This window comes from Paenibacillus pasadenensis DSM 19293 (assembly GCF_000422485.1).
Taxonomy (GTDB): Bacteria; Bacillota; Bacilli; order Paenibacillales; family Paenibacillaceae; genus Paenibacillus_O; species Paenibacillus_O pasadenensis.
The window spans coordinates 1-13,778 of record NZ_AULW01000052.1 but is presented as its reverse complement, the minus strand read 5'-3'; the positions used below and the strand labels follow the sequence as shown (position 1 = coordinate 13,778).

Annotated in this window: 15 protein-coding genes; 11 read left to right on the top strand and 4 right to left on the bottom strand. The window is 63.7% G+C overall.

Annotated elements, in window-relative coordinates:
* Complete coding sequence (locus H582_RS32570; protein WP_028598075.1) at nucleotides 1–912, top strand: glycine betaine ABC transporter substrate-binding protein; 912 nt, start codon at nucleotides 1–3, stop codon at nucleotides 910–912.
* 88 nt (nucleotides 913–1,000) lie between these two features.
* On the opposite strand, the gene H582_RS0107670 is transcribed toward H582_RS32570, so the two are convergent.
* The gene (locus tag H582_RS0107670; protein ID WP_028598074.1) at nucleotides 1,001–1,897 is read right to left on the bottom strand and encodes a LysR family transcriptional regulator; all 897 of its coding nucleotides are present in this window, start codon (nucleotides 1,895–1,897) and stop codon (nucleotides 1,001–1,003) included.
* A 130-nt stretch (nucleotides 1,898–2,027) separates the two neighbouring features.
* Between H582_RS0107670 and H582_RS0107665 the strand changes: the two genes are divergently transcribed.
* The 7 genes from H582_RS0107665 to H582_RS26495 all read left to right on the top strand — a co-directional run bounded on the left by H582_RS0107665 (nucleotide 2,028) and on the right by H582_RS26495 (nucleotide 9,718).
* On the top strand, nucleotides 2,028–3,113 hold the full coding sequence (locus tag H582_RS0107665; protein ID WP_028598073.1) for a polysaccharide deacetylase family protein: 1,086 nt from the start codon (nucleotides 2,028–2,030) through the stop codon (nucleotides 3,111–3,113).
* Nucleotides 3,114–3,145: 32 nt separating this feature from the next.
* Nucleotides 3,146–4,363 carry a YbfB/YjiJ family MFS transporter gene (locus H582_RS0107660; protein ID WP_043111078.1) on the top strand — a complete coding sequence of 406 codons (1,218 nt, stop codon included), beginning with the start codon at nucleotides 3,146–3,148 and terminating at the stop codon, nucleotides 4,361–4,363.
* A gap of 207 nt (nucleotides 4,364–4,570) precedes the next feature.
* Nucleotides 4,571–5,926 (top strand): outer membrane protein assembly factor BamB family protein, encoded by a 1,356-nt coding sequence (locus H582_RS0107655; RefSeq protein WP_084136831.1) that lies wholly within the window; start codon nucleotides 4,571–4,573, stop codon nucleotides 5,924–5,926.
* A 208-nt stretch (nucleotides 5,927–6,134) separates the two neighbouring features.
* Entirely contained in the window at nucleotides 6,135–6,344 is a 210-nt protein-coding gene (locus tag H582_RS26505; protein ID WP_043111072.1) for a type II toxin-antitoxin system Phd/YefM family antitoxin, read from the top strand.
* Nucleotides 6,301–6,732, top strand: coding sequence for a type II toxin-antitoxin system VapC family toxin (locus tag H582_RS33325; protein ID WP_084136828.1), 432 nt, complete (start codon nucleotides 6,301–6,303; stop codon nucleotides 6,730–6,732). Before H582_RS26505 ends, H582_RS33325 begins: the two co-directional genes overlap by 44 nt.
* Nucleotides 6,733–6,770: 38 nt before the next feature.
* Complete coding sequence (locus tag H582_RS26500; RefSeq protein WP_052333056.1) at nucleotides 6,771–8,009, top strand: multidrug effflux MFS transporter; 1,239 nt, start codon at nucleotides 6,771–6,773, stop codon at nucleotides 8,007–8,009.
* Between the two features lie 401 nt (nucleotides 8,010–8,410).
* Nucleotides 8,411–9,718 (top strand): MFS transporter, encoded by a 1,308-nt coding sequence (locus H582_RS26495; RefSeq protein WP_052333055.1) that lies wholly within the window; start codon nucleotides 8,411–8,413, stop codon nucleotides 9,716–9,718.
* Nucleotides 9,719–9,773: 55 nt separating this feature from the next.
* On the opposite strand, the gene H582_RS31675 is transcribed toward H582_RS26495, so the two are convergent.
* The gene (locus H582_RS31675) at nucleotides 9,774–10,025 is read right to left on the bottom strand and encodes a hypothetical protein (protein WP_127464482.1); all 252 of its coding nucleotides are present in this window, start codon (nucleotides 10,023–10,025) and stop codon (nucleotides 9,774–9,776) included.
* On the bottom strand, nucleotides 10,022–11,038 hold the full coding sequence (locus H582_RS0107630) for a nucleotide-binding protein (protein WP_028598070.1): 1,017 nt from the start codon (nucleotides 11,036–11,038) through the stop codon (nucleotides 10,022–10,024). The genes H582_RS31675 and H582_RS0107630 overlap by 4 nt, the downstream gene beginning before the upstream one ends.
* Before the next feature lie 255 nt (nucleotides 11,039–11,293).
* Here H582_RS0107630 and H582_RS0107620 point away from each other — a divergent pair, with 255 nt between their 5' ends.
* The 3 genes from H582_RS0107620 (at nucleotide 11,294) to H582_RS0107610 (ending at nucleotide 13,478) form a co-directional block, all read left to right on the top strand.
* Entirely contained in the window at nucleotides 11,294–11,707 is a 414-nt protein-coding gene (locus H582_RS0107620) for an acyl-CoA thioesterase (RefSeq protein ID WP_028598068.1), read from the top strand.
* Between the two features lie 23 nt (nucleotides 11,708–11,730).
* Nucleotides 11,731–12,510 (top strand): Cof-type HAD-IIB family hydrolase, encoded by a 780-nt coding sequence (locus tag H582_RS0107615; protein WP_028598067.1) that lies wholly within the window; start codon nucleotides 11,731–11,733, stop codon nucleotides 12,508–12,510.
* A gap of 635 nt (nucleotides 12,511–13,145) precedes the next feature.
* Nucleotides 13,146–13,478 (top strand): hypothetical protein, encoded by a 333-nt coding sequence (locus H582_RS0107610; protein WP_127464483.1) that lies wholly within the window; start codon nucleotides 13,146–13,148, stop codon nucleotides 13,476–13,478.
* Between the two features lie 72 nt (nucleotides 13,479–13,550).
* Here H582_RS0107610 and H582_RS32565 read toward each other — a convergent pair.
* Nucleotides 13,551–13,778, bottom strand: a 228-nt coding sequence (locus H582_RS32565; RefSeq protein ID WP_043111070.1) for a hypothetical protein, incomplete at its 5' end; no start/stop codon positions are given.

The following is a 13,778-nucleotide window of genomic DNA, read 5'->3' as shown; positions in this document are numbered from 1 at the left end:
TTGAACAAGAACTGGATGAAAACGCTGGGAAGCGCTGCGGTCGCGGCGGCGCTCGTCGTGGCGGGATGCTCGTCGAACGGCACCGGGAACGCGGATGCGGAGTCCGGTAGCGGCGGCTCTGTCGGCGCAGCGGTGAGCCACAAGATCATCGGCATCGACCCCGGCGCCGGCCTGATGGCTGCGGCGGACCGCGCCGTCACGGACTACGGCCTGACGGACTGGACGCTCGTCGAAGGCTCCTCGGCGGCGATGGCCGTCGCGCTCGACAAGGCGGTCAAGAACGAGGACCCGATCATCGTCACCGGCTGGACGCCGCACTGGATGTTCGCCAAGTATGACCTCAAGTATCTGGAAGATCCGAAGAAGTCGTTCGGCGAGGACGAGGAGATCCGCACGGTCGCCCGCCTCGGCCTCAAGGAAGACGCTCCGTCGGCCTATGCCTTCCTCGACCGCTTCGAGTGGACCGACGCCGACATGGCGAAGGTGATGGCTGCCGTGCAGGACGGCCAGGAGCCGGCCGAGGCTGCCGCCGCCTGGGCGGAGGACAACGCCGCCCTGATCGACGGCTGGGTCGACGGCATCGAGCCGGGCGCCGGCGAGACGATCAAGCTCGCCTACGTCGCCTGGGATTCCGAGATCGCCAGCACGAATGTCGTCGGCTGGGTGCTCGAGCACCGGCTCGGCTACAAGACCGAGCTGATGCAGGTCGAGGCCGGCCCGATGTGGGCAGGCGTAGCCGGCGGCGACGCCGACGCGATGGTCGCGGCCTGGCTGCCGGTCACGCACAAGGACTATGCGGAGCAGTACGAGGGCAAGTACGAGGACCTCGGCGCGAACCTCAAGGGCACGAAGCTCGGCCTGGTCGTGCCGTCGTACATGGACGTCTCGTCCATTGAGGATCTGGCCGACTGAGGAGCCTCGGCGGCAGGAAAGCCGTTTCGAGCCATGGAGACATGGATCGGAACGGCTTTTTTGGCATCCGGAGGCGAGAGCCCGGAGCTTACCCGGCGTTCGGGACCGGCTCTCCGATGCCTCGGACCGCCTCCATCAACGACAGGGCCGCCTTGCCGAGCAAAGGCTTGGTTCGGGAAGCGAGGCCGACCTGCACGACGGGCTCCAGATCGGCCAGCGGCCGGATGGACAAGGAGCCGTCCTGCTCCAGCCCGCTGTACATCGGGACGATGCCGATGCCGAAGCCGGCCTTGACCATTTGCTGGATGACGTAGAAGCTTCCGACCTCCCGGCAGGCGATCCGGTCGCGTCCCCTAGCACCGATCGCCTTGTCCCAGAGCTCCCGATAGATGCAGGTCGGCTCCTTGACGAGCACGGCATGGCCCGCCAGATCGCGGGCCTCGATGCGGTCCCGGCCGGCCAGCGGATGGCTCTTGCGCAGCATGACCCCCAGCCTCTCCTCGATCAGCGGCTCGAACTCCAGCAGGAGCGCGGCCGGCGGGGCCGAGCAGACGCCGAAGTCCAACTCGCCGTCCCGAACCCGCTCCGCGATCGACCGGCTGCCGCTTACTTCCATCGACACGTCCACGTCCGGCCGCTTCATGCAAAAATCCGCGACGACGGCCGCGAGCTGCTGGCTGGCGACCGGCTCGATCGCGGCGAAGCGCACCGAGCCGCTCTCTCCCGCCGCAATATCCGAAACGGTCTGCCTCATCGTCCCGATCGACTTCAGCAGCGCCGCGGCCTCCTGCTGCAGCCAGCGTCCGGCCTCGGTCACGATCATGCGCTTGCCGTCGCGCAGGAACAAGGAAGCGCCGAGATCCGCTTCAAGGCGCTGGATCTGCAAGGTGACCGTAGAGGGAGCGTATTGGAGCTCCTCGGCGGCTTTCAGGAAATGTCCGAGACGCGCGCAGGCCTCGAAGGTTTTTAAGGCACGAAGATCCATGGCTCTCTCCTTTGTTTGCGTTTATCGAATGAATCGTTCATATTATTCAATTTTACAAAACATTCCTCGCCTTTTACAATAGGGCCGACGGCATCCGCATGGAAGCGATGCCTCCAAAGGGGGATGCACCATGACAGCGGCAACAATAACTCGCGGCAATCCGGAGGCGGCTCTATGCGCCTTTACGTTCGATGACGGTCCGATGCGGATCTCGATCGACGCCTGGCTCGAGGCGCTCGAGCAGGGGGGCGCGCGAGGGACGTTTTTCCTGACGGGCGAGTGGTTCGACCGCCATCCGCAGAAGGCAAGGGAGCTGCTGGCCAGAGGCCATGAGCTCGCCATGCATACGTACCATCACCGCCGGATGGCGGAGGTGAGCCAGGACGTCTTTTTCGAGGAGCTGCAGCTGGCCGAGCTCGCTTATCAGGAAGCGACGGGCCGGGCGGCTCCGGCGCTCTTGCGGTTTCCTTACGCCTCTTATCGGGAAGAGAACCTGGAATGGCTGCGGGAGTGGGACTATCTGCTCGTCGAAGGGGAGGATACGGTCGACTGGTCGGGACCGCCGAGCGCCCAGCTCGAGGAGCGGGCGATTCCGGCGCTGGTCCCGGGGGCGATCCTGGTGTTCCATGCCAACGAAAACGCCAAAGAGACGCCGCAGGCGGTCCGCTCGCTCGTCAGCCATGCCCAAGCCGAAGGCCTGGCCTCCGTTCCCGTCTCCGAGCTGCTGCAGGCGGACGGCATCCCGATCCGCGAGCGCGCCTGGCAGGTCCGCTTCAAGGCGGCTCCTTCGAGCGCGTTCCTGGGCGAGCAGTGGAGACGGGTGGAGGAGGGCGAGGAGCTGCGCAGGCTGGCCGCCGATTCGCTGGAATGGGGAAATCCGAAAGCTCCGACGGGAGCCGGCGCTTATGGGAAATGGCTGGAGATGCTCTCCGCCGCCGTCCAAGCGGAGGGGGAGACGCGGTTCGCCGCCCGCAGCTTCGCCGGCCAGCATTGGGCGTACGCGCATGCTTCGGTCAAGGGCGGCACGTTCGTGCTGGAGGACTTCGCGACGAAGGAAGCGCATGCCGATGCCTTGGTCCATGTGCTGCAATGGGCGGCTCATGAGGCGTCCGCCGCAGGCTGCGAATGGATCTCGACCGCGCTGGACATGCGCCGCATCCGCAAGCTTTGCGAGCAGATGGGCATCGAAGCGGAGATCGTCCGGTTGAACGGATGACGGCTGCGGCGGAGCAGGGGGCCGTCCTGGAGATGCGCTCCGCGTTGAATCCGCTCACGCTCTGGGCGTCGCTGTTGTTTGCCGTCATCCTCGGCTTTTCCCGGCTGTCCTACGGCATGCTCCTGCCGGGCATCCAGAGGGCGATCGGGGGAAGCTACGGCCAGCTGGGGACGCTGGGCACCGTCAATTTCATCGGGTATTTGGCCGGGACCTTGAGCCTTCCTCTGCTGCTCGCGCGGTTCCCCGGCCGGAGGGCGGCGATGAACCGGGCGTCCTGCCTGCTGCTCGGGCTGACGCTGATCGGCTCGGCGTTCAGCGAACGGCTCGTGCAGCTCGGGCTGTGGCGGCTGGCGATCGGCTGGCTGTCGGCGTTCGCGACCGTGCTGGTGCTGTCGATCGCGCTGGATGCCGTCCGGCCGGAGGAAAGAGGGACGGCATCGGGCCTCATCTGGCTCGGCGGCTCCGCCGGCATTCTGCTGACGGGATTTCTCGCCCCCTTCGCCATCGATCCCTCGCGCTTGCAGGGATGGCGCCATGCCTGGATGCTCATGGGCGCATTCGGCATCGTGGCCGCCTGCGGATTCGAGCTTGCCGCGAGAAAAGCCGCAGCCATATCCGCGGGCTCCCGGCTGGAGCCGCAGCGGCATCATGGAAGCGAAACGGCCTTTCGCCTTCTGTTGAGCCCGAAAAAGCATCTGCTGCTGGTCGCTTCGTATTTCTTTTTCGGCTGGGGCTACATCATCTACTTCACGTATCTGATTCCCTATGTGACGAGCAAAGGCGTTCCGCCCCTCTATGCGGGGCTGGTCTGGTCGGGAATCGGCTTCGCCGGCTTGTTCAACGGATGGATCGGAGGCAAAGCGATCGACCGGTGGCCGAGCGGGCATACGCTTGCGATCGGATTGGCGCTGGGGACGCTCGGCGCGGGCGGAGCGATTTTCGACGAGATGTGGGTCACCGTGATGGGAGCGGCAGGGGTCGGGCTCGTGTCGTTCATTACGCCGCCGCTCATGACGACGGCGCTGCTTCGCCGGCAAGTCCCGCCTCATGCGTATGCGGCCTGCCTGAGCCTGGCGACGGCTTTTTTCGCCTCGGGCCAGATCATCGGCCCGCTCGTCGGCGGCGCGGCGGTCGAGCGATACGGGCTGCAGGCCGGGGTCGCGTCCAGCGCCGTCTTCATGGCGATCGCCGCCGCGCTGGCGGCCGGGTACGGGCGGCAGCAGCGGCGGGAGCGGGCGGAGAAGTCGTGACGGTCAGCGGTGAGGCGGCGAGGCGAGATCGGAGTGTACAGCAAAAGCGATTTCATTTGCGATCAGGCTCCTTCCACGACGCGCAACCTTTTGCCGGATGGCTCGTCTAGATATGGGTGCAACTGGAAATGGGAGTCGCCCTATTAGACCGATCAGGCCGTTCGAAAGGCTTCTTCTTCGGCCGGTCGTGGAGAGGAGTCATTTTAAATGATTGATTTTCGCAGGAAGAAAATGGCCTCGAAAGCTTCTCGTCGAGCCGGCTGCGCCATCCTCGGCGCCGCGCTGCTGCTCGTCCCTGTCCTGTCTGCTGCGCCGGTGCGAGCGGAAACGCCGTCGCTGTCGGTTTCGGGCTATGCCCCGGCGGAGCGGACCGCTCCATTGGCGAAGCCCCTATGGACGGCTTCCATCGATGTACCGGGAGCGGACGGCTTTTTCTATGAAGGCAACGCGGCGGCAGAGAACGGCATCGTGTACGCGATCTCCGGCTCGAAGCTCGTCGCCCGCAGCGCGGCTGACGGCAAGGTGCTTTTTTCTTACGGAAAGGACCTGAGGCCTTTCGTCAAGCTGGCCTCGGATCTGGCGGTCGTCGTCCATAAGGACGGCCGCATCGCGGCGCTGTCGGCTGCCACCGGCAAGAGGAAATGGATCTCCGAGGCCGGCATGCAGGCGGACGGCCGAACTCCGTTCATCGGAAAGGACCGTATCTATGCGCTCAACGACGATGGCCTGACCGCGCTGCGCGCCTCCGACGGGAAGCGGTTGTGGGCGGACGTCAAGGAGCCGATGGGCATGGGACCGTACAGCTTGTCCGAGCATGATGGAGTGCTGCTTTTGACGTATGTCGTATCCGGAGCGATCACCTCGACCCAGCTCAATGCGGTCGACGCGGCGACGGGCAAGCTGCTGTGGACGGCGAACCGAACAGGCGCGCCTCTGCTCGTCCGGGACGGGCTCGTTTATACGGTGAAAGAGATGTGGATGCTCGCGGACATGGATCGTACGCCCGAGCGGCAGATTGAGATGCCGGTGCTGAGCCTGAGGAGCGGAGCCGTCAAGGGAACCCGCCTCTACGACTATGAAGTGGAAGGCTCGCCGCCTTATCCGATCCGCAGCCCGATCCTGGCGCTGGATAAAAACGACCTGTACGTGGACGGGGGCGGCGCGAAGCTGTTCAAGTTTGATTTCAAGTCTTATGCGGCAGGCGCCAAGCCCGTCGAGACCTACTTCAAGCGGAATGAGCGGATGCAGCTGGCCGGGCCGCCGCAGGGAGGGCGCATTTTGCTGGTCAGCCAGGATAACGGCGGCTTGTATGGAATCAAGACGGCCAACGGCCATCCGGTGACGTGGCTGGCCGACAACCCGGTCGTGCGCAGCGAGATTTACGGGAACCGCATCTTCAGCGCGCAGTCGGACGGGTATCTGTACGGCTTCGACCTGCAGACGACGGAGCCGCTGCTCAAGGTGGCGACAGGCTCGCGCGAGTACGGGCCGACGCTCAAGACAGGCGATGTGCTGATCGTGCAGACGAAGGGCAGGCTGATCGCGGTGAAGCTGCCTCGCTAGAGGAAGTTCCATGGATAAGGGCCGGTTGAACTCTCCTGGTGGAGACTTCAACCGGCCCTTTGCTTCCTCATGGGACAAGCTTATGGAGCTCGCAGAAACGGCATCTCATGGGGCCAGCGTAGCTTCCATTTTGGGCGAATGAAACGTTACGATGTGCTATGCTAATTATAGTTAGACAGTCTAGCCAATTTCGATTGGGGAGATTTTCATGATGCAGTGGCAGCTTCAAGACGCTAAGAATCAATTAAGCTCCGTCGTGAAGAAAGCAGCCGATGAAGGCCCGCAAATGATAACGGTACGGGGAATGCCCGCAGCAGTCGTTCTGTCGATGGAAGAATATCAACGTTTAACGAAACCGAAAACGCGTCTGACGGATTTTTTCAAGGACTCTCCTCTGTACGATCTCGATTTGGATTGAAGCAAAGAAGGAACCCGATTCAGGCGTCCTACGCTGGATTGATGAACGAGACGAATCCACACTATTCTTAAGCGTCATCACGTTTGGAGAATTACAAAAAGGGATTTCCAAATTAAGCGACAAAAACCGTGCCGAACGATTGCAAGCCTGGATCGACCAGGACTTGAGAAGCCGGTTTGACGGGCGAGTTCTCCCCCTTGATCTGGATACCCTGCTTGCGTGGGGCAGCATCCAGGGACAAGCGGAAAGAAACGGAACGCCGCTGCCGGTCATGGACAGCCTGATTGCAGCTACAGCCATTGCCCATCATTTAACGGTTGTAACCCGCAATGTGCATGGCTTGGAGCGTTGCAAGGCTTCCGTTTTCAACCCATGGATAAACAAGTAATCCAAAAAGCATCGACAATCCGAAAGAAGGAACTTGACTTGAATCCATCAAACCCGCCGAATCCAGCTGAAGCGTCCGTCGCGGCATCGGCGCCCGCCTCGCGCAACTGGGGGCTGGCCGTCATGCTCGGATTGCTGACGGCGATCGGCCCTTTCTCGCTCGACATGTACTTGCCGGCGCTCCCGGAGCTCACCCGCGATCTCGGCGCCTCCGAGTCGCTCGGCCAGCTCAGCCTGACCGCCTGCCTGGTCGGCCTCGCCGCCGGCCAGCTACTGGCGGGACCGCTCAGCGACGCGCTCGGCCGCAGGCGTCCGCTGCTGCTGGCGCTCGGCATCTACGCGGCCGCCTCGCTGCTTTGCGCGCTGAGCCCGACGATCGGCATGCTGCTGCTCTGCCGGCTCGTGCAGGGGCTGTCGGGAGCGGCCGGCATCGTCATCGCGCGCGCCGTCGTGCGCGACCTGTATTCCGGCCGGGAGATGACGCGCTTCTTCTCGCGCCTCATGCTCATCAACGGAGCGGCCCCGATCCTCGCGCCGATCTTCGGCGCCCAGCTGCTGCGCTTCACCGACTGGCGCGGCACGTTCTACTTCCTGACGGTCCTCGGCGTGCTGCTGCTCGTCTCGGCGGCGCTAGCGCTGCCGGAGACGCTGCCGCGGGAGCGGCGTACGACCGGCGGGCTGGGGCAGACGCTCGGCAACTTCGGCCATTTCCTCCGGGACCGCTCCTTCATGGGCGTCGTGCTGACGATGAGCCTCGTGTCCGGCGCGATGTTCGCCTACATCTCCGGCTCGACGTTCGTGCTGCAGGGCGTGTACGGCGTCAGCTCGTCCGCGTACGGCTTCATCTTCGCGGCCAACGGGATCGGCATCATCCTCGCCTCGCAGCTGACCGGCCGGCTCGTGCTGCGCTACAGCACGGAGCGGCTGCTGCGGACCGGCGTCTGGTTCGCGATGGCCGGCGGAGCCAGCCTGCTGCTGTCGGCGCTGCTGGACCTGGGGCTGTGGGCGGTGCTCGCCTCGTTGTTCGTCGTCGTCTCGAGCGTCGGCATCGTCGGCACCTGCGCTTCGTCGCTCGCCATGGAAAACGCCGGCCAAGCCGCCGGCAGCGCCTCGGCGCTGCTCGGCATGCTGCAGTTTCTGACCGGCGCGCTCGCCTCGCCGCTGTCCGGACTCGGCGGCGTATCGAGCGCGCTGCCGCTCGCGCTCGTCATCGCAGGCGCCCAGGCGCTCGCGCTGCTGGCGATGGCGGCGTTGCTCGGCTGCCGACGGGCGGCCTGAGCGGTGATTCCACCGCCTTCACGGCGGAGATACGCGGAAAAACCGAGCAACTAGGCTCGAATAGGTGCCTTCACGGCGGAGATACGCGGAAAAACCGAGCAACTGGGCTCGAACAGGTGCCTTCACGGCGGAGTTGCGCGGAAAAACCGAGCAACTAGGCTCGAACAGGTGCCTTCACGGCGGAGTTACGCGGAAAAATCGGGCAACTAGGCTCGAACAGGTGCCTTCACGTTTTTTGCCCCGTCCCCGTCCCCGTCCCCGCCTCCGCCTCGGGACCGAGTCCCTTCGCAGGCCAGGGAACGAGCGCGGATTCATCCCCGCGCCGCTTCATCGGACACGGCCTCCCATCCTATACTTGGAAGCAGATGAACGACTTCCCCGGAAAAAGGATGGGATCCGCCATGATCGAATTGTTCCGCAACCGCACGTTCGCCCGCTTGTTCTTCGCCACGGTCTGCTCGCAGCTGGCCGCGACGATCGGCATGATGGCGTTCGCGTTCTACCTGCTCGACCGCTTCTCCAGCCAGCCCGCCTACGCGACGGTCGCCGAGATGATGTACTCCGCGCCGACGCTGCTCGTCTTCCTGTTCGTCGGCGTGTTCGCCGACCGCTTCGACCGCAAGCGGATCGCCGAGAACTCGCTCTGGATCCGCGCCGGCCTGTCGGCGCTCATCGTCGGAGCCATCGCCTCCGACGTCTGGATCCCGATGATCTTCCTGCTCCTTTTTCTCCGCAGCGCGGTGACGAAGTTCTACTATCCGGCGGAAAGCGCCATGCTGCAGGGCATCCTGCATGACAGCCAGTACGTCAGGGCGGCCGGCCTCAACCAGTCGATCATGGGCGTGTTCATGCTGTTCGGCACGGGACTCGGCGCGCTCGTCTACCACTCGGTCGGCGTGCTCGGCGCCGTGACGGTCGATCTGATCGGCTTCCTGATCGGCGCGCTGCTGCTGCGGGGACTGCGCGTGCCGGAGGCGGTCCGCCTGCCGAACGGCCGCAGCCGCCTTTCCTCGCTGCGCCTGCCGTCGGTATGGGGCGATTTTCGCGAAGGCCTCCGCTACATTCTGAGCCGCAAGCTGCTCGCCTCGCTGCTCGCCGGCTTCATCCTGTTCGGCCTCATCAACGGCTGCTTCGCCATGCTGCCCATGCTGACGATGAAATACAAGCTCGCCGGAGAGAACTATCCGTTCTACGTCTCGATGTTCTCGGTGTTCATGGGCGTCGGCTTCCTGGTCGGAAGCACGATCGGCTCGGTGCTCGTCGGCAAGTTCGCCCTGCACAAAGTCATCATCGCCTGCATGTCCGCTGCGGCGGTCTGCGTGTTCGGCCTCGGCTGGTCGACCTCGCCCTGGGCTTACCTCGCTTTCACCTTTGTCGCGGCGCTGTTCCTCGCTCCGTTCAACATCGCGATCGGCGGCTGGCTGCCGAAGCTCGTCGCGCCGGAGAAGATGGGGCGGGTCAACGCCTGGATCGACCCGATCATGATGGCCGGCCAGACGCTGATGCTCGGCCTGATCGCCTGGCTGTTCCCGAGCCTGTTCTCGGTCGAGGGGCTGCATCTGTTCATCGGCGCGCTGCTGCTGGTCGCCGCCGCCATCTATTTGGCGACGCTGCCCCGCTTCGTCCGCGAGGAGGAGCGGGAGGCGGCCTCCGCGGTCGCCGCTGCTCCTGCCGCCGCCGCTGCGGGCTCGACTGCCGTGTCCGGCTGATCTGTCCGCCAAACGAAAAGAGCGCGTGGCCGAGGCCATGCGCTCTTGCATTTCGTTAGCGGGCGAAGGACGGCTTCCGTTCGGAAACCGGGCCCCGTACGATCTCGATAAACTCCACATCGGCGCCCTCGACGGAAGGCCCGACAAACACCCGGCTGCCGACGACCGCTGCAGGGTCCTCCGCCAGGCTGCCCATCATCGGTCGGAGCCGACGGGCGGCTGCGGCCCGAGCTCCTGCCTGGCCGGCGCGGCTGCGGCCGTTGATGGATCCGAATCCACGACTATTCGACTTGCCGGTACGCTTCATCTCGAATCGCCTCCGATCAGGCTGCGGACGGTCGCCAGAAGATCGTCGTTCATCTCGACAATCTCCTTCAATCGGGCGGCGGCCAGAGGCCGGCTGCCCGAAAAATGGACCGACAGAACATGTTCACTACCCAAAGGATAACACAGGACATGCACGTCAGCAATCGCCCTGCGGCTGAAGAAGCTCCAGCGTCCGTCCAGATGGACCCTGACGACGATGATCGGCTCGTCCTCCGCGGATCTCCCCTCGTCGGCGCGGATCGGGAACGTCCGGCCGCGGCCTACGTTGCCGCCGACCTGGCGGATATGCCCGTCGTCCGTGAGCTTCCAGAGCGCGGCGCCTGTCGTGCGGTAGCCGGCCGGAGGGAGGATGGAATTGCGGATCGCCTCGGCGTAGGCGGCATAGCGCTGCTCCGCATCCGCGATGTCGACGTTTTTGAGGAACTCCCAGAAAAAATGCAGCACGCTGTCCTTGCGCTGGACGAGCGTCTCGCTCTCGGCGAGAATCTCATGGCGCTGCTTGAACGGGCCTTCGCTGCGCATCGCCGTCAGGATCCGCCCGCATGCCGTGGATACCCCGCTGTGCGGACCTCGCGAATGAGCGGCGTCATAGCGGAGCAGGGTGAGGCCGTCCAGATCGGACGGCAGATGGATCGAGGCCGGGCCGGCCTCCTTCGGCTGCGGCACGACGCTGGGCACGAGGCAAAAGACGCGCCTGCGTCCGAGCCGCCCCCAGAACAGCCCCATTTCATACAAGGTGTTGTCGCGGGTGATGAAGTGCGTTTCATTGCGGATGGTGGCGACGTCCTCGGCGGCAAAGACGAAGATGCCGAAGTCGTTCGCATCCAGCTCGCGCTCGAGCGCCTCCATCGTATAATCGTTCGCTTGGAACGTATTGGCGTACCAGGCGTTCACCTCGACCTGCCTTTCGATCGCTTCGGCGACCGCCCGCGCGATCGGGATCGCTTCGGCGGAGCTGCCGATGAACGCCCTCGGCCTCCTCGATATCGTCATTCAAGCATCCCCTTCAAAGGCATGAACTTCCAAAACCGCTCGCAAAAGTAAGTATACAGGCCCGTCCCGATGCGGGAAAGAGCCTGCTCTCGATGCCCGGCCTCGAAGAGCGCCCGGGGAGGCGCTTTGCCCCTGTCCGGAACCTGTGTTATCCTGTCTGTGATTGGCCCGCTGGGCGGCAACGCTTTCATGATCCATCCGCCGTCGGCGGATTTTTTGCCGTATCCGGCGGAGTGGCGGGGAGGAGGGCTCGGGATGCCATCGGAGCTGGAGCTGGTCGTCCGCTCGACGGAGATCGACGTCAACGGGCATGTGAACAACGCGAAGTATCTGGAGTATCTGGAGTGGGGCCGGGAGGACTGGTATGAGCGCGCCGGGCTGGATTACGCGGCTTTTCTGGAGCTGGGCATCCAGACGGTGACGGTCAACGTGAACATCAACTACCGCCGCGAGTGCGTGCAGGGGGAAAAGCTCGTCGTTCGCACGTCCGCGCTGCGGATCGGACGCACGAGCTACGCGCTCCGTCAGGAGCTGCTTGATGCCGGCGGCGCGGCGCGCGCTGATGCCGAGGTGACGAGCGTCTGCCTGGACGCGGCCGAGCGCCGGAGCCGGGAGCTGCCGGAGCGGCTGCGCGCGGCGCTGGCGGCGGACGGGGCGGTCATGGCTTAAGAGACATTCAAGGGGGACTATCGATGACAGGCAAACTGATTTTTTTCGACGTGGACGGAACGCTGCTCGATCATGACAAGCGCATCCCGGCTTCGGCCAAGCAGGCCGTGCGCGAGCTGCAGGACGCCGGACACGAGGTGGCGATCGCCACGGGCCGCGGCCCGTTCATGTTCCGGGAGATCCGCGAGGAGCTCGGCATCGACTCGTACATCAGCTACAACGGCCAATTCGCGGTGCGTCGGGGAGAGGTCATCCTGCGCAATCCGATCCGTCCTGATCTTGTGCAGAAGATCACCGAGCGCGCGCTGGAGCTCGACCATCCGATCGTCTACATGAACGACGAGGCGATGAAGGCGAACATTGAGCGCCACGACTACATCGAGGAGAGCATGGCCTCGCTCGAGCTCGTCGACAAGACGATGGCTTGGGACAAGGACTACCATATCGGCCGCGAGATCTACCAGTGCCTGCTGTTTTGCACGATCGGCGACGAGATGAAGTACCGCGAGGAGTTCCCGGAGCTCGGGTTCATCCGCTGGCATCAGTTCTCGATGGACGTGCTGCCGCTCGGCGGCTCCAAGGCGCAGGGCATCGAGACGTACCGCAAGCTCGCCGGCGTGCGCCCGGAGGATGTGTATGCATTCGGCGACGGGCTGAACGATATCGAGATGCTGCAGACGGTGCACAACAGCGTCGCCATGGGCAACGCGGTCGAGAGCGTGCAGAAGGCGGCGAAGCATGTGACGAAGGATGTGGCCGAGGACGGCATCCGGCATGGGCTGGAGCTGGTGGGGCTGCTGTAAAGATTGGGAGTTGGCGGGGCTGCTGTAAAGGATGGGGATCGGGCTTGGGCGCGGAATGGCGCCTGGGCCTTTTTTGTTGGGAGGGCCGCCGGCTGCGCGGGCAGCCGAGAGCGAACCCCGCTGCGCGGGCAGCCCCTCCGCTCCACGTTCCCGGCATGCCGCCTCCCCCACCTCCAGTTGGGAGAGAGGAGGGCGCGGCTCCGGGCAATCTCCGGTGCCGTGCCTGCAAGCAGGGCGGTCTGACCGCCGCATGCTTCGCAGAGCGGTGAAGGCTAGCAACTTGTTGAAGCGCCGGAATCATGTCGAGGGCCTGTCGCGCAAGGGGATCAGGGCTCTTGGCGACGCATGACGAAAAAGAATGAAGCTGCTTGTGTGATTAATCACACAAACTTTGATCTCATGGAGAGCATTCAGAGCGTTTTGTGTGATTTCTCTTACAAATTCGACCGTCTTGGAAATCCCGTTGGGGATTTTGTGTGTTTTATCGTACAAATGGGTCGGAATCAACCTATTTCATAGAGGATTTGTACGACGTTTCATACAAAATAGTAGTCGAGTTCGTAGTATCCCATCTGTTCTTGAAAAGGTAGGGAATTGATCCGACAATGGAGGAAAGTCCGAAGGAGCTGATACCATTGAAAAGATGGGCCAGCTGCATGTTGGTGTTGCTTCTGCTTTGCGGCTGCTCGGTTTCAAGCTCTGACTGGGCGTTTCATTTCGTCATCTACAGGGATCATATCTACGAACTGAAGGACTCGATCCCCGCCGATCAATTGCAGGAGAAGCTGGGCCGGATCAAAGCCTACTCCGATCACGAAGCAGCCGAGTCCGGCAATTTCGGCTCCAATCGGTTCCGGACCGGAGCGGAGGTCTACTCCATCCGTGACATAGACCCGCAGGAAGCGATCGCCGTCGTGGAGGATGGAGTCGTCTATCGGCTGCAGAACCGTGGTGCTTTTGGGAAATAGATTCCAAAGGGATGAGCCGATCTTCATTCTATTGAACGGAAGGCGGCTCAATTAGGGGCTGCCCGGCAGCCGCTAAGCCGAGTTCCTGCCCACGAAGGAACTTTCGACTCCCTCGTCGAGAAGCCGCACCGATTTCCTGCCCGCGGAGGTACTTTCGACTCCCTCGTTAAGCCTCTGCGCCGGATTCCTGCCCGCCAGGGCACTCTCGACTCCCTCGTCGAGCCCCTTTGCCGGATTCCAGGCCGCGAAGGTACTCTCGACTCCCTCGTTAAGCAGCTGCGCCGAGTTCCTGCCCACGAA